At 62.0% G+C, this 14,959-nt stretch carries 17 protein-coding genes; 11 read left to right on the forward strand and 6 right to left on the reverse strand.

The window, feature by feature from the left end:
* Nucleotides 1-53 precede the first annotated feature (53 nt).
* The 8 genes from urtE (at nucleotide 54) to NTD85_RS11060 (ending at nucleotide 6,595) form a co-directional block, all read left to right on the forward strand.
* The gene (gene urtE / locus NTD85_RS11025; protein ID WP_262142151.1) at nucleotides 54-752 is read left to right on the forward strand and encodes an urea ABC transporter ATP-binding subunit UrtE; all 699 of its coding nucleotides are present in this window, start codon (nucleotides 54-56) and stop codon (nucleotides 750-752) included.
* Between the two features lie 30 nt (nucleotides 753-782).
* Complete coding sequence (locus tag NTD85_RS11030; protein ID WP_262142152.1) at nucleotides 783-1,622, forward strand: urease accessory protein UreD; 840 nt, start codon at nucleotides 783-785, stop codon at nucleotides 1,620-1,622.
* 147 nt (nucleotides 1,623-1,769) lie between these two features.
* On the forward strand, nucleotides 1,770-2,072 hold the full coding sequence (gene ureA, locus NTD85_RS11035) for an urease subunit gamma (RefSeq protein WP_003221215.1): 303 nt from the start codon (nucleotides 1,770-1,772) through the stop codon (nucleotides 2,070-2,072).
* 9 nt (nucleotides 2,073-2,081) lie between these two features.
* Nucleotides 2,082-2,615: a GNAT family N-acetyltransferase gene (locus NTD85_RS11040; protein WP_262142153.1), complete on the forward strand. Its 534-nt coding sequence runs from the start codon at nucleotides 2,082-2,084 to the stop codon at nucleotides 2,613-2,615.
* A gap of 5 nt (nucleotides 2,616-2,620) precedes the next feature.
* Nucleotides 2,621-3,157, forward strand: coding sequence for a GNAT family N-acetyltransferase (locus tag NTD85_RS11045; protein WP_003221211.1), 537 nt, complete (start codon nucleotides 2,621-2,623; stop codon nucleotides 3,155-3,157).
* Nucleotides 3,154-3,459 carry an urease subunit beta gene (locus NTD85_RS11050; protein ID WP_098966985.1) on the forward strand — a complete coding sequence of 102 codons (306 nt, stop codon included), beginning with the start codon at nucleotides 3,154-3,156 and terminating at the stop codon, nucleotides 3,457-3,459. The genes NTD85_RS11045 and NTD85_RS11050 overlap by 4 nt, the downstream gene beginning before the upstream one ends.
* A gap of 160 nt (nucleotides 3,460-3,619) precedes the next feature.
* A complete protein-coding gene (ureC, locus tag NTD85_RS11055; RefSeq protein WP_262142154.1) occupies nucleotides 3,620-5,320 on the forward strand; it encodes an urease subunit alpha in 1,701 nt (566 codons plus the stop codon).
* Between the two features lie 147 nt (nucleotides 5,321-5,467).
* The gene (locus NTD85_RS11060; protein WP_003221204.1) at nucleotides 5,468-6,595 is read left to right on the forward strand and encodes a sensor histidine kinase; all 1,128 of its coding nucleotides are present in this window, start codon (nucleotides 5,468-5,470) and stop codon (nucleotides 6,593-6,595) included.
* A 142-nt stretch (nucleotides 6,596-6,737) separates the two neighbouring features.
* Here NTD85_RS11060 and NTD85_RS11065 read toward each other — a convergent pair whose 3' ends face one another.
* Both NTD85_RS11065 and NTD85_RS11070 read right to left on the reverse strand, forming a co-directional pair.
* The gene (locus NTD85_RS11065) at nucleotides 6,738-7,043 is read right to left on the reverse strand and encodes a chaperone modulator CbpM (protein ID WP_003221201.1); all 306 of its coding nucleotides are present in this window, start codon (nucleotides 7,041-7,043) and stop codon (nucleotides 6,738-6,740) included.
* A 23-nt stretch (nucleotides 7,044-7,066) separates the two neighbouring features.
* Nucleotides 7,067-8,017, reverse strand: coding sequence for a DnaJ C-terminal domain-containing protein (locus NTD85_RS11070; RefSeq protein WP_262142155.1), 951 nt, complete (start codon nucleotides 8,015-8,017; stop codon nucleotides 7,067-7,069).
* Nucleotides 8,018-8,308: 291 nt separating this feature from the next.
* Between NTD85_RS11070 and NTD85_RS11075 the strand changes: the two genes are divergently transcribed.
* Nucleotides 8,309-9,583: an Hsp70 family protein gene (locus tag NTD85_RS11075; RefSeq protein ID WP_003221197.1), complete on the forward strand. Its 1,275-nt coding sequence runs from the start codon at nucleotides 8,309-8,311 to the stop codon at nucleotides 9,581-9,583.
* A gap of 135 nt (nucleotides 9,584-9,718) precedes the next feature.
* Here NTD85_RS11075 and NTD85_RS11080 read toward each other — a convergent pair whose 3' ends face one another.
* The 3 genes from NTD85_RS11080 to NTD85_RS11090 all read right to left on the reverse strand — a co-directional run bounded on the left by NTD85_RS11080 (nucleotide 9,719) and on the right by NTD85_RS11090 (nucleotide 12,099).
* Nucleotides 9,719-10,732 carry an AI-2E family transporter gene (locus NTD85_RS11080; protein WP_003221195.1) on the reverse strand — a complete coding sequence of 338 codons (1,014 nt, stop codon included), beginning with the start codon at nucleotides 10,730-10,732 and terminating at the stop codon, nucleotides 9,719-9,721.
* 203 nt (nucleotides 10,733-10,935) lie between these two features.
* Nucleotides 10,936-11,241, reverse strand: a complete 306-nt coding sequence (locus NTD85_RS11085) for a PsiF family protein (protein WP_003221193.1) — start codon at nucleotides 11,239-11,241, stop codon at nucleotides 10,936-10,938.
* A 63-nt stretch (nucleotides 11,242-11,304) separates the two neighbouring features.
* Nucleotides 11,305-12,099: an AraC family transcriptional regulator gene (locus NTD85_RS11090; protein ID WP_262142156.1), complete on the reverse strand. Its 795-nt coding sequence runs from the start codon at nucleotides 12,097-12,099 to the stop codon at nucleotides 11,305-11,307.
* A gap of 96 nt (nucleotides 12,100-12,195) precedes the next feature.
* On the opposite strand from NTD85_RS11090, the gene NTD85_RS11095 reads away from it, so the two are divergent.
* Nucleotides 12,196-13,083 carry a DMT family transporter gene (locus NTD85_RS11095; protein WP_003221189.1) on the forward strand — a complete coding sequence of 296 codons (888 nt, stop codon included), beginning with the start codon at nucleotides 12,196-12,198 and terminating at the stop codon, nucleotides 13,081-13,083.
* A 116-nt stretch (nucleotides 13,084-13,199) separates the two neighbouring features.
* On the opposite strand, the gene NTD85_RS11100 is transcribed toward NTD85_RS11095, so the two are convergent.
* Nucleotides 13,200-14,090 carry an esterase/lipase family protein gene (locus NTD85_RS11100; protein WP_262142157.1) on the reverse strand — a complete coding sequence of 297 codons (891 nt, stop codon included), beginning with the start codon at nucleotides 14,088-14,090 and terminating at the stop codon, nucleotides 13,200-13,202.
* A gap of 311 nt (nucleotides 14,091-14,401) precedes the next feature.
* Between NTD85_RS11100 and NTD85_RS11105 the strand changes: the two genes are divergently transcribed.
* Nucleotides 14,402-14,935, forward strand: coding sequence for a bacterioferritin (locus NTD85_RS11105; RefSeq protein ID WP_003221186.1), 534 nt, complete (start codon nucleotides 14,402-14,404; stop codon nucleotides 14,933-14,935).
* Nucleotides 14,936-14,959 lie beyond the last annotated feature (24 nt).

Consider the following 14,959-nt stretch of genomic DNA (forward strand, 5'->3'; position numbering starts at 1 on the left):
CCCCCCCCCCCCGCCCCCCAGCTCCTACACAGGGATTTGAGGAGAATTTGGACATGCTGCAAGTCGACAAGCTGCACCAGTACTACGGCGGTAGCCACATCCTGCGCGGCCTGAGCTTTGACGTGAACGTCGGCGAAGTCACCTGCCTGCTCGGGCGCAACGGCGTGGGCAAGACCACCCTGCTCAAATGCCTGATGGGCCTGTTGCCGGCCAAGGAAGGCGTGGTGAACTGGGAAGGCAAAGCGGTCACCACGCTCAAGCCGCACCAGCGGGTACACGCCGGCATCGCCTATGTGCCACAGGGCCGGGAAATCTTCGGCCGGCTCACCGTGGAGGAAAATCTGCTGATGGGCCTGTCACGGTTTCCCGGCAGTGAAGCGAAAGAAGTACCAAGTTTCATCTACGAATTGTTCCCGGTGCTGCTACAAATGAAGCAGCGCCGCGGCGGTGACCTGTCCGGCGGTCAGCAACAGCAGCTGGCTATCGGTCGCGCCCTGGCCAGTCGTCCGCGTTTGCTGATCCTCGACGAGCCCACCGAAGGCATCCAGCCCTCGGTGATCAAGGAGATCGGCGCGGTGATCAAGACCCTCGCGGCGCGGGGCGACATGGCGATTTTGCTGGTGGAGCAGTTCTATGACTTCGCCGCCGAACTGGCCGATCAGTACCTGGTGATGTCCCGGGGCGAGATCGTGCAACAGGGGCGCGGCGAAAATATGGAGGCCGAGGGTGTACGAGGTCTGGTAACAATTTAATCTGTAGCTTCCTAACGATAATTACAAACCATGAATTTACCGCTTTCCACTGCCCTGTTTACCCCGAGCTGGCATGCCGAGCTGGAGCTGGCCTACGCCCGCTTCGGCGACTGCACGCGCCCGGTTCAGCGCCGACACCTCGGCCCGTTGCGCGTGCAAAAGCACTTGTATGCCGAAGGCCCCGAAGTCTGCCAGCACATCATTGTCCACCCGCCGGGCGGGATCGCCGGGGGTGACCGGTTGAACATCAGCGCCCGCGTCGAAGCAGACGCCTGGGCGCAGATCACCAGCCCCGGCGCGGCCAAGTGGTATCGCGCGGCGGGGCCGGCCTATCAGCAACTCGATTTGAAAGTGGCCGCAGGTGCGACGCTGGAGTGGCTGCCGCAGGAAACCATCGTCTACAGCGCCGCCCAGGCCGAACTCAGCACCTCGATCGAACTTGAAGGCGATGCGCGGCTGTTCTACTGGGACGTGGTGGCGCTGGGCCGACCGGCCAGTGGCGAGCGCTTCGACCTCGGACACTTTCAAGCGCATCTGGATATCCGCCGCGACGGACGATTGCTCTGGCACGAGCGTCAACGGATCACCGGCAATGACGGCTTGCTCGATTCGCCGATCGGCCTGGATGGCCATCCGGTGTTTGCGACGCTGCTGGTGACCGGTGAAATCGATGCCGAATTGCTGGAGCGCTGTCGTTCGCTGGGGCATGCAGTGCGCGGGGATCTGACCCAGTTGCCCGGCCTGTTGGTGGCTCGGTGTCTGGCGAACGAGGCACTGCTGGCCCGCGCCTGGCTCATCGATTTATGGCGTTTGTTACGCCCGGTTCTGCTAGGCCGTGAAGCCCAGCCCCCGCGAATCTGGAACACCTGAAATGCAATCCAACTGTGGGAGCGGGCTTGCTCGCGAAGGCGATGTGTCATTCACACAGATGCTGGCTGACCTACCGCTTTCGCGAGCAAGCCCGCTCCCACAGGAGATTTGTGCACATTTTTCAATCTGCCCTGATGGATACCCACAATGGACCTGACCCCACGCGAAAAAGACAAGCTGTTGATCTTCACCGCCGGCCTCGTCGCCGAGCGCCGACTGGCCCGTGGTGTGAAGCTCAACTACCCGGAAGCCATGGCCTACATTTCCGCCGCCCTGCTTGAGGGTGCCCGTGACGGCCAGACCGTGGCTGAGCTGATGCACTACGGCACCACCCTGCTGAGCCGCGAGCAAGTGATGGAAGGCATCCCGGAAATGATTCCGGAGATTCAGGTCGAAGCGACGTTCCCCGACGGCACCAAACTGGTCACCGTCCACCAACCGATCGTCTGAGGCCGCGCCATGACTTACTCCATTCGCGATGCCCTGCATGCCGACTTGCCGGCGATCCGCGACATCTACAACGACGCGGTGCTCAACACCACGGCGATCTGGAACGAATCGGCGGTCGATCTCGGCAACCGCCAGGCATGGTTCAGCGCCCGTCAGGCCCAGGCCTATCCGATTCTGGTGATCGTCGACGCCGACAACAGCGTGCTCGGCTACGCTTCATTTGGTGACTGGCGGCCGTTCGACGGTTTCCGCCATACCGTCGAGCACTCGGTTTACGTGCGCAGCGACCAACGCGGCAATGGTCTTGGCCCGCAACTGATGACGGCACTGATCGAGCGAGCCAAAGCCTGCGACAAGCATGTGATGGTCGCCGCCATCGAAAGTGGCAACACCGCTTCCATTCGTCTGCATGAACGCGCCGGTTTCAGCATCACCGGGCAGATGCCGCAAGTCGGCACCAAGTTCGGCCGCTGGCTCGACCTGACCTTCATGCAACTGACCCTCAATCCTGGCGCGGAGCCGCCTGACGCCAACAAGGAGTGATAACGATGAACGCTGCCCAACTGCGCCGCGTCAATGCTGAAAGTTTTGCGCACTACCGTCAGGGCTTGATCGACTTGCTGCTCGACGCCGTGGGTTATGGCGCCAGCGTCGGCTTCATGGCCGACCTCGACGCCGCACAGGCCCGCGCCTATTTCGATGAAGTACAGCAACAAGTGAACAAGGGCAGCGTGTTGCTCTGGGTGGTGGTCAAGGATGAAGAGGTGCAGGCCAGCGTGCAGTTGGGCCTGTGCCAGAAGGCCAACGGCCTCAATCGCGCCGAAGTGCAGAAACTGCTGGTGCGCGAACAGGCGCGGCGTCGTGGCCTCGGCCAGCAATTGATGAATGCGCTGGAACTTGAAGCGGCCAAGCACAAGCGCGGCATGCTTTACCTCGACACCGAGGCCGGCTCCCCCGCCGAAGATTTCTACAAGGCCCTGGGTTACACCCGAGCCGGTGAAATTCCCGATTACGCCTGCGATCCGCATGGCACGTATCGACCGACCGCCCTCTACTACAAGATTCTGCAAGGAGCCCGGCCATGATTCCCGGCCAGTACCAGATCCAGCCCGGCGACATCGAACTGAATGTCGGCCGCCGCACCCTCAGCCTGAAAGTCGCCAACAGCGGCGACCGGCCGATCCAGGTCGGCTCGCACTATCACTTTTTCGAAACCAACGACGCGCTGACCTTCGACCGCGCCGCCAGCCGTGGCATGCGCCTGAATATTCCGGCCGGCACGGCGGTGCGCTTCGAGCCGGGGCAGAGCCGCGAGGTCGAGCTGGTGGAGTACGCCGGGCATCGCCGGGTGTTCGGCTTTGCCGGGCGGGTCATGGGTGATCTCTAAGTAATGCGGTGTCTGCTCTGGCCCCTTCGCGAGCAAGCCCGCTCCCACATTCGACCGCGTTCCTTCAGTTGAAAGGCGGTCAATTGTGGGAGCGGGCTTGCTCGCGAATCTGTGAGCGCAGCGAACAGCCTCAAAGACCATTGAATTCCAAGGCGAACACATGAAGATTTCCAGACAAGCCTACGCCGACATGTTCGGCCCCACCGTCGGCGACAAGGTGCGCCTGGCGGACACCGAGTTGTGGGTCGAGGTCGAAAAGGACTTCACCACCTACGGCGAAGAAGTGAAATTCGGCGGCGGCAAAGTCATCCGCGACGGTCAGGGCCAGAGCCAGTTGCTCGCCGCCGAAGTGGTCGACACCCTGATCACCAACGCGCTGATCATCGACCACTGGGGCATCGTCAAAGCCGACGTTGGCCTCAAGGACGGGCGTATCGCCGCGATCGGCAAGGCCGGCAACCCGGACGTGCAGCCCAACGTGACCATCGCCATCGGCGCCAGCACCGAGGTGATCGCCGGTGAAGGCATGATCCTCACCGCTGGCGGCATCGACACGCACATTCACTTCATCTGCCCGCAGCAGATCGAAGAAGCGCTGATGAGCGGCGTCACCACCATGATCGGCGGCGGCACGGGGCCTGCCACCGGCACCAACGCCACCACCTGCACCTCCGGGCCGTGGCACCTGGCGCGCATGCTCCAGGCCGCCGACGCGTTCCCGATGAACATCGGCCTCACCGGCAAGGGCAACGCCAGCCTGCCGGAGCCGCTGATCGAGCAGGTCAAGGCCGGCGCCATCGGCCTCAAGTTGCACGAAGACTGGGGCACCACCCCGGCGAGCATCGACAACTGCCTGAGCGTCGCCGACCAGTACGACGTCCAGGTGGCGATCCACACCGATACCCTCAACGAATCGGGTTTCGTCGAAACCACCCTCGGCGCGTTCAAGGGCCGCACCATCCACACCTACCACACCGAAGGTGCCGGCGGCGGCCACGCGCCGGACATCATCAAGGCCTGCGGTTTCCCTAACGTGCTGCCGAGCTCGACCAACCCGACCCGGCCGTTCACCCGCAACACCATCGACGAACACCTCGACATGCTGATGGTCTGCCACCACCTCGACCCGAGCATCGCCGAGGACGTGGCGTTCGCCGAAAGCCGCATCCGCCGTGAAACCATCGCCGCCGAAGACATCCTCCACGACCTCGGCGCGTTCTCGATGATCAGCTCCGACAGCCAGGCCATGGGCCGTGTCGGCGAAGTCATCACGCGCACCTGGCAGACCGCCGACAAGATGAAAAAGCAGCGCGGCCCGCTGCCCCAGGACGGCGAAGGCAACGACAACTTCCGCGCCAAGCGCTACATCGCCAAGTACACGATCAACCCGGCGATCACCCACGGCATCAGCCATGAAGTGGGTTCGATCGAAGTCGGCAAATGGGCCGACCTGGTGCTCTGGCGTCCGGCATTCTTCGGTGTGAAACCGACGCTGATCCTCAAGGGCGGCGCGATCGCCGCCAGTCTGATGGGCGACGCCAACGCCTCGATTCCCACCCCGCAACCGGTGCACTACCGCCCGATGTTCGCCAGCTACGGCGGCTCGCTGCACGCCACCAGCCTGACTTTCATCAGTCAGGCCGCGCAGGAGGCCGGGTTGCCCGAGGCACTGGGCCTGAAGAAGAAAATCGGCGTGGTCAAAGGCTGCCGCGACGTGCAGAAAACCGACCTGATCCACAACGATTACTTGCCGAACATCGACGTCGATCCGCAAACCTATCAGGTCAAGGCCGACGGCGTGCTGCTCTGGTGTGAACCGGCGGAAACCCTGCCGATGGCCCAGCGCTACTTCCTGTTCTGACGCACGGCACAAGGCCCCGGAGCCGTGTCTTGCACACGGTTCCGGGGCCTTTTTCATGGTGCTGGAAAAGCACCGTGCAAACGGTCGTGTATTTCCTGCCAAAGGGACTAATATTCGATTCGCTCCGCCTATTTTCAGGAACTGCCCATGCGTCTTTCCGAGTTCATCGTGGCCAATATCGACCCTATCGTCGATGAGTGGGAACAGTTCGCCGCGACCATCACTCCGGCCGCCGACTATCTGGATTCCACTGCGCTGCGCGATCACGCCAGCGAGATTCTGCGGGCTGCCGCCCGTGACATGAACAAACCGCAAAGCGCCGCCGAACAGGCTGCCAAAGCCAAGGGCGAAGGCCCGGAAAAGACCCCGAGCCTGGACGAAGCCGGCGCCAGCCATGGCGAGCTGCGCCACACCGTCGGTTTCGATCTGGTGCAGATGACCAGCGAATTCCGCCATTTGCGTGCCTGTGTGATCCGCCGCTGGGTGCGCAGCCTCGACTCACCGGACATGACCTATTTCCAGGACATGATCCGCTTCAACGAAGCGATCGATGAAGCCCTCGCCGAATCCACTGCGGCCTACGCCGAGCAGGTCAATCGCTCGCGAGACATTTTCCTCGCCATCCTCGGCCATGACCTGCGTGCGCCGCTGCAAGCGGTGAGCATGTCCACCGAACTGCTGCTGCGCAAATCCAGCCTTGAGGGCGATGCCCTGGCCTGCGCCCAGCACATCAAGCGAGGTGCGCGGCACATGGCGACGATGGTCAGCGATCTGCTGGAACTGGTGCGCAGTCGGCTGGGCCGTAGCCTGCCGATCGAGCCGGCACCGATGGATCTGGCCGTTGCAGCGCGAGCGGCGATTGCCGAAGCCTGCGCCGGTAATCCGCTATCCGATCCCAAGCTCACGGTGCACGGCGATACCAGCGGGGTGTGGGACGCCGGGCGAATCGACCAGTTACTGCAAAACCTGATCGGCAACGCCTTGCAGCACGGCACCAGCCAGCGCGACGTGACCCTCAACCTGCGTGGCGAGGGCGACAACGTGTGCCTGTCGGTGCACAACTACGGCACGCCGATTTCCGAGGAGGCCATTGGCACGATTTTCGACCCGCTGGTGCGCAGCGCCGACGAAGAACTCGGGCAGCCGTCGACCAGCCTCGGGTTGGGCTTGTTTATCGTCAAGGAAGTGGTAACCGCCCATGGCGGGACGATCGAAGTCAGCTCGAGCGCGGCTGACGGGACGTTGTTCAGTGTGGTGTTGCCGAGAAAGGTTTAAGCAGGCTTACCGCGTAATCGTTCTTCGCGAGCAAGCCCGCTCCCACATTCGACCGCGGTTCTCCAGTTGAAAAGCAGTCAAATGTGGGAGCGGGCTTGCTCGCGAAGGGGCCGGCAAAGACACTAAAGAACCAACGGTAAAACTATTCGACCACCAGGCGCCCCAAGCGCTGCCTGAGCATCCGGTTCTCCGCCCGCAACTCATGCACCTCCTCCAGCAGATTCAGTGCCAGCGCGACGCCCTCCCACTCCAGCTCCAGCTCGCGCCGCAACTTCGCGGCGCGCTTGGCCAGGCTCAACTCGTAGTCGGTGAACCGCCATTCCCGGGGCTGCGCGCCCTGAGGTTCGAGGATGCCGTGTTCGACGATTTCGATCACGTAGACGTCCGACAGATCGGCCGCCTCACAGAATTCTGCCATGTCCAGTTGAACGATCAGGGGGCTGCTCATGATGGGCTACTCCGTCGTCGAATTCAGAAGTTCTCGCGTGGATTGAACGCGGCTTTCTTCGCCAGTTCCTGCCACAGCGCCTTGACCTCGTCGTCGGAGGCCTTCGGCATCACGGCCTTGAGCTGCACGAACAGATAACCGCGCTCACCGGCCTTGTTTTTCAAGCCATGACCCTTGGCGCGCATACGCTGGCCGTTCTGGCTGCCGGCCGGAACCTTGAGGTTGATCTTGCCGGTCAGGGTCGGCACCGCCACTTCAGCGCCCAGCGCCAGCTCCCACGGTGCCAATGGCAGGGTGATGATCAGGTTTTCGCCTTCGACATCGAATTTCGGGTGCGGCGCAAAGCGAATGGTCAGGTACAGATCACCATTGGCCCCGCCACCGATGCCCGGTGCGCCCTGCCCCTTGAGGCGGATGCGCTCGCCGTCGCTCACGCCCGCCGGGATCTTCACGTTCAGGCTCTTGCTGGTGTTGCTGACGTGCTGGCCGTTGGCGTTGTATTGCGGCACCTGAAAGGTGACCTTCTTCGATTCATTCGAGAGCGTTTCCTCGAGGAAGATCGGCAGTTCCATTTCCACGTCTTGCCCTCGGCGCCCTGCACTGCGTGATTGCCGACCCTCGCCGCCACCGAAACCGGGGCCGCGATTGCCGAAGATCGAACTGAAGAAGTCCGAGAAGTCGCCGGTGTCGCCACCGCCGCCGCCAAAGCCGCCACGGCTCTGCCAGCCCGGCGGGCCCTGGAACGGCTGACCGTGCTGGCCATAACGGCGCAGTTCGTCGTATTCGGCGCGTTTGTCGGCGCTTTTCAGCGCTTCATAGGCTTCCGAGGCGTCCTTGAACTTGGCCTCGGCGTCTTTTTCCTTGCTGACATCGGGGTGGTATTTGCGCGCCAGCTTGCGATAGGCAGCCTTGATTGCCTTGTCGTCCGCTGTCGGCTCCACGCCGAGTATCTTGTAATAGTCTTTGAAGTCCATCGAAGGAATCACCATCCGTTATCGATTTCGCGCCGAGGCCAGCATGCGCTCATTCGCGCGTGCCGGGTTGACCGATCTCAAGTTTGTGACCGGGTGGCGCAGCAGAAGTTTATCGGCAGTGGACGACGGTTCTTGCGACCGCCGGTATGTCTGCCGGCCCATGCCAGCAAGTTTGGGGCGAAGCTGCGACTTTCAAGAAGCTTAGTCGCGAAATAGCAGATGACCGGCCTTCGAATCTGTCGCGCACTGACATACACTGCGCGGCCGTTTTTTGACCGGAACCCGAAAGACATGAACAACGCCTCTCCAGCCCGTGCCTGCGGTATCGACTTCGGCACCTCCAACTCCACCGTCGGCTGGCTGCGCCCCGGCATGGAAACGATGATCGCGCTGGAAGACGACAAGATCACCCTGCCGTCGGTGGTCTTCTTCAACATCGAAGAGCGCCGTCCGGTTTACGGTCGTCTGGCCCTGCACGAGTACCTGGAAGGCTACGAAGGCCGGCTGATGCGCTCGCTCAAGAGCCTGCTCGGTTCCAAACTGATCAAGCACGACACCAGCGTCCTCGGCACGGCGATGCCGTTCAAGGATCTGTTGGGGCTGTTCATCGGCCAGCTCAAGAGCCGCGCCGAAACGGCCGCCGGTCGGGAGTTCGAGCAGGTGGTGCTGGGCCGTCCGGTATTTTTCGTCGATGACGACCCGCTGGCCGACCAGGAAGCCGAAGACACCCTGGTCGAAGTGGCGCGCAAGCTCGGTTTCAAGGACGTGTCGTTCCAGTACGAACCGATCGCTGCGGCATTCGACTACGAGTCGACCATCGAGAAAGAAGAGCTGGTGCTGATCGTCGACATCGGCGGTGGTACGTCCGACTTCTCGCTGGTGCGCCTGTCGCCCGAGCGTCGCGGCATGGACAACCGTCACGATGACATCCTCGCCACCGGCGGCGTGCACATCGGCGGGACCGATTTCGACAAACAGCTGAGCCTGCAAGGCCTGATGCCACTGTTCGGCTACGGCAGCCGGATGAAGAGCGGCGCCTATATGCCGACCAGTCACCACATGAACCTGGCGACCTGGCACACCATCAACTCGGTGTACTCGCAGAAATCCACCCTGGCGCTGGGCAGCATGCGTTACGACATCGAAGACACCGGCGGCATCGACCGTCTGTTCAAGCTGATCGAACAGCGCGCCGGGCACTGGCTGGCAATGGAAGTCGAAGAAACCAAGATCCAGCTGACCCACGCCGACAGCCGCCACGTGCCGCTGGACCGGATCGAGCCGGGCCTGAGCGTGGAACTGAGCCGCGCCCTGTTCGAATCGTCGATCGACGCCTTGCTCGAGCGCGTGCGCGGCAGCGTTACGCAGCTGTTGAACGATGCCAACGTGTCGGTCGCTCAGGTCGATACGGTGTTCTTCACCGGCGGTTCCAGCGGCATTCCGGCGCTGCGCAACAGCGTCTCGGCGATGCTGCCGAATGCGCGTCATGTTGAAGGCAATATCTTTGGCAGCATTGGCAGCGGTCTGGCGATTGAAGCCCGTAAACGCTATGGCGCCATGAACTGACCTGAAATCGGCGTTGCGCCTTTCGCGAGCAAGCTCGCTCCCACATTTGACCGCATTCCTTCAGTTGAAATGCAATCCAGTGTGGGAGCGAGCTTGCTCGCGAAGGCGCCAGATCAGGCAACACAGATCCATCGGTTACACCATCCCGCCCAGCTTCAACTCACTCTTCAGATACGCGTAATAAATCGGCCCCGCCACCACTCCCGGCAGGCCGAACGCGGCTTCGAACACCAGCATCGCCAGCAGCAACTCCCACGACTTGGCACTGATCTGCCCGCCGACGATGCGCGCGTTGAGGAAGTATTCGAGCTTGTGGATAAAAATCAGATAGCCCAGCGCCGCCACCGCCACCCAGATCGACAGCGACAGACCGACGATGGTGATCAGCGTGTTCGACATCAGATTGCCGATCACCGGCAGCAGGCCGAGCAGGAACGTCAGGACGATCAGAGTCTTGGTCAGCGGCAGCTTGATGCCGAACAGCGGCAGAATCACCGCGAGGAAGATCGCGGTGAAGAGGGTGTTCAGCAGGGAAATCTTTATCTGCGCGAAGACGATGTTGCGAAAGGCTTGAACCACCAGGTGCAGACGGTCGAACAGGGCGGCGGCCAGCGGTTTGCGTTTGGTCAGGTCCGGCACTCGCTGCAGAGCAATGATCGCGCCGAGGACCATGCCGATCAGCAAGGTGACGAACATGTGCGCCGCGTCCTTGCCCACCAGTTGCAGCTCGGCCAGGTGTTTGCTCGCCCATTCGCCGATGGCCACGCGAAACTCCGCAGCACTGGCCGGCAGGTAAGCATCGAGAAACGGTGGCAGTTGCCCGCGCGCGCGGTCGACCACGCCCATGAATTTGTCGAGCGAGGCGCCCGGGTTTTCCGCTTCGTGCAGCAGGAAACTGATGGCGCCGGCAAAGATCAACGCCAGCACGCTGACCACCAAAGTGCCCAGCAGCGCCACCGCCAGCCAGCGCGCGCGCCGCCCTTCGATCAGCCGCTGCAGTTGCGGGGTGAGCATGTTGACCAGCTCGAACACCAGCAAACCGGCCAGCAGGCTGGGCAACAAGCGCAATGGCAATGCCAGCAACAAACCGCCGCAAATGATGATGCAGCTGACCCAAAACACAACATGACGCTCAGAAAACGTTGGCATACAGCCTCAAAACGAACGGCGTAAAAGGATTGGCAGTCTGCCAGCGATCCGGGGAGAGCACTAGGTATATGCGGTGCTTGAGATTGGCGGTGCCAAGACCGGTTTCTTCGCGAGCAAGCTCGCTCCCACATTGGATTGCGCACTTCTGTGGGAGCGAGCTTGCTCGCGAAGAGGCCAGCCCGCTCACCACAAGACTCAAGTGCTTACTTTTTCTTCAGGCAATCACTCATGAAGGTCTTGCGCGCATCGCCGGTCAGGGCCTTGGTTTTCGCATCGGCGTTGCAGGTCTTCATTTTTTCCTGCTGCGGGGTCAGCACCTTGGCGTCATTGGCGGCCGGTGCTGCCTTGAGGCAGGTGCTCATGAAAGTCTTGCGCTCGTCGCCCTTGAGGCTCTTGGCGGTAGCGTCAGCATTGCAGGTGGTCATTTTGTTCTGTTGCGCCGTGGCGGCGAAACCCTGGGAACACAGGAGCAGACCGATCATCAACAAAGGGACACGCAACATCTTCATGGAGTTTTCTCCTTGTCGCCGCATCGATGGATGCGGCCTCTGCTGGAGTGTAGCCAAATCTTGTTACACCTTCCTGCCCTCCAGATGGCTGCGTCGGTATTGCTCCGGCGTACACCCGGCCTGACGGGCAAACATGGCGATGAAGGCCGAGCCGCTGCTGTAGCCGAGGTCGAAGGCGATTTCCTGCACGCTGCGGGTACTTTCCAGCGCCTCGATGGCTGCCAGATAGCGCAGGCGCTGGCGCCATTCGCCGAAACTCATCCCCAGTTCGCGCACGAACTGCCGGGCCAGCGTGCGCTCGCTGACGTGTACCTGCGCCGCCCAGTGCGCCAGTGGCTGGTTATTCCCCGGATCAGCCTGTAATGCATCGAGAATCGCCAGCAACCCGGGGTTGCGCGCATACGGCAGATAACACTCATGCACCGGCGCCTGTTGCAGTTGATCGACCAACACTTGGGCCAGGCGCTGGTCAGTGTCGAGTTCGGGGATCTTCACGTCGCGCGCGGCGAAGTCCTTGAGAATCGCCTTGAGGATGTCGCTGATCGCCAGGGTGCAGGCGCGCGGCGGCAGATCGGCACAGACTTTGGGATCGAGGCACACCGCGCGGTAGTTGACCGGTTGGTGGCTGTAGAAACTGTGCTCGACCTGCGGCGGCACCCACACCGCATAGTGCGGCGGCGACATGAAGCGGCTGCCGTCGACGTCCATGTGCAGCACGCCGTGGGCCGCGTACTCCAGCGTGCCCCACGGATGACGGTGCGGCGCGGCGTATTCATGGGCGTTGAAGTCGGCATAGCGGAAGTACACCGCCGACGGCAGTTCGCTGAAATCCAGCAGATCGATGTGTTTGCTGTTCATGCTGTCCGGTTGCAGAGGCAGGTTGTCCGGTTCGCAGTATAGGGCTGCATCCAGACAGGCGATAATCACCGTTCATCAACGTTCTGGTTTTAACCCATGCAATACGCGTTTCCGCTGCTGGCGATTTTCATCTGGGCCGGCAATACCGTGATCAACAAACTGGCGGTCGGGGCGATCTTCCCCGCCGAGATCGGTTTCTACCGCTGGCTGCTCGCCGGACTGCTGTTCACCCCATTCATGCTCAAAGCGGTGATCGCGCACTGGCCGCAGATCCGCCCGAACCTGGGCAAGATCTTCATCCTCGGCGTGCTCGGGATGGCGGTCTATCAAAGCCTCGCCTACTTCGCCGCGACGCTGACCACGGCGACCAACATGGGCATCATCCTGTCGCTGATGCCGCTGATGTCGCTGGCCATGGCCATCATCAGCCTCGGCCAGCGCCTGACTGCCGGTGCGCTGTTCGGCGCGGTGCTGTCGTTCGCCGGCGTGCTGGTGGTGGTGTCGTCCGGCAGCCTCGGCGCGCTGCTGCAACATGGAGTGAACCTGGGTGACGCGATGATGCTGATTGCCACCCTGGCCTACGCGATCTACAGCACCCTGCTGAAAAAATGGCAGCTGCGCCTGCCGCCGCTGGTGTTGTTGTACCTGCAGGTGCTGGTGGCGATTGTGGTGCTGTTTCCGCTGTACGCCGCCTCGCCGAAAACCGGCTTCACCGCGCAGAACATTCCGCTGGTGCTGTACGCGTGCCTGCTGGCTTCGATGCTCGCGCCGCTGGCGTGGATGCAGGCGGTGCAGCGTCTGGGGCCGAGCCGCACGACGTTGTTCTTTAACCTGCTGCCGCTGATTACCGCGCTGATTGCGGCGGTGGTGTTGAAGGAGCAGTTGGCGATGTATCACCTGGTGGGTGGGGTGTTGACGTTGGGTGGGGTGATTCTTTCCGAGCGCTGGACCACGGTATTGGGCCGCCGGATCAGCGTTGCCTGATCTGGCCCTGTGGTGAGGGGGTTTATCCCCGATGGGGCGCGAAGCGGCCCCTTTTTTAAAAGCCGGGGCCTGCTGCGCAGTCCAGCGGGAGCAAGCTCCCTCGCCACAAAAGCAGGTTAAACCCCGGCGGCCTTCAGTCGCGCCGCATGCTCGACAAACAACCGCACCGGATCCGCCCCCTTCCCCACCAGCCCCAGCGACTGGTTGACGATGTCGAAGTGATCCAGCGGATAGTCGTCGCCAATCACCGTGCCGAGGTGCGAGCTGTAGCGTCCGACCATCCCGTCACACTGCCCCGGCTCACGCACGAAGGTTTTCGCAAACAGGCGACAGCTGCGATTGGTGCCGTCAAACAGATTGCCGCCACGATCGGTCTTGCCCGGCTGCAACGTCCCCGACCACGAGTAATAACGCACGCCGTTGACCTCTTCCGGCCCGTGACCGCCCCATGTCTCGGGCAGGCCCTGTGGATAACGCTGATTGAACAGCGCCACGCCTGCACTGGTCAGCGATTGATGCGAGGCGTGGATGTCCACCGGCAGTTTCGGCCCGTGGTAACCGGTTTCCAGCAGCGCCATCAACCAGCCGACAACACGCAGCAGCACCTCAAGCAGGCGGCCCTTGGCAGTGTTCGCCGGGTAGTGTTTCTGCAGATAGTCGGCCAGCTCCGAGCCGTGATTAGGCCCGGCCACGGACGTCACCGAAGCCACCAGATCCGGCCGTTTGGCGGCGGCATAACGTGCCGTCAATGATCCCTGACTATGCCCGAAGAGATTGACCCTCGCGGCGCCGGTCTCGCGCAGAATCTCGTCGATGCGCGCCAGCAGTTGCTCGCCGCGCACCTCGGTGGAGTTGAGCGGCGACACCTGCACCGCAATCACCGTCGCCCCGCCACGGCGCAACGCCTTGATGATTCCGTACCAGTACGGATACAGCACCAGCCGGATAAACCCGAGCATGCCCGGGACCAGCACCAGTGGATAACGTGTCGCCGTAGCGTGTGACATGGGCAAACATCCTTGTGGTCGTAAGTGGATGCCAAACGTGCAAAACGCCCGCCAAGCCTCCTCCTTGATGATGACAACGCCACCTTCAGCCTACTTCAGGCCCACTCCCCCCGCCACAATCAGTCCAACCGACCGCAAGCGATGAAGAGCATTACACCCCGCAAGCGGCGATTGCCACGCAAGGTCTGGGGCTGACGCCAAGGTCGCACGAAATCCCATAAAACTTTTTGCATCGCGCAGGACTCACAACTTGGGTAAACGATCACGCCTGTAGAGCGTGGCGCCATTGGATTAGCCTCCTGGAGATCAATATGAGCGACGACCTGCACTTGTCAGATGTCAAAACCCTGCGCGAACGTGCGCGGCAACACGTCGAGAACGGCGCGGTAACCGAAAGCTACAGCGCCAACCGTGAAGAGGTGCTGCGCTTGCTCAATGAATCGCTGGCCACCGAACTGGTCTGCGTGCTGCGCTACAAGCGTCACTACTTCATGGCCAACGGTCTGAAAGCCAACGTGGCCGCCGACGAATTCCTCGAACACGCGACTCAGGAAGCACAACACGCCGACCGTCTGGCCGAGCGCATCGTGCAACTGGGCGGCGAGCCGGAATTCAATCCGGACCTGCTGTCGAAAATGTCCCACGCCCAGTACGTGGCAGGGAACACCCTGAAGGAAATGGTCTACGAAGACCTCGTCGCCGAACGGATCGCCATCGACAGCTACCGCGAAATCATCCAGTACATCGGTGAGAAAGACCCGACCACCCGGCGCATCTTCGAAGACATCCTGGCGCAGGAAGAAGAGCATGCGGATGACATGGCCGACATTCTGAAAGACCTGTAAGCCTTCAAAACCGCCTTCGCGGGG

Source organism: Pseudomonas sp. 13B_3.2_Bac1, from assembly GCF_025466205.1.
Classification (GTDB): Bacteria; Pseudomonadota; Gammaproteobacteria; order Pseudomonadales; family Pseudomonadaceae; genus Aquipseudomonas; species Aquipseudomonas fluorescens_H.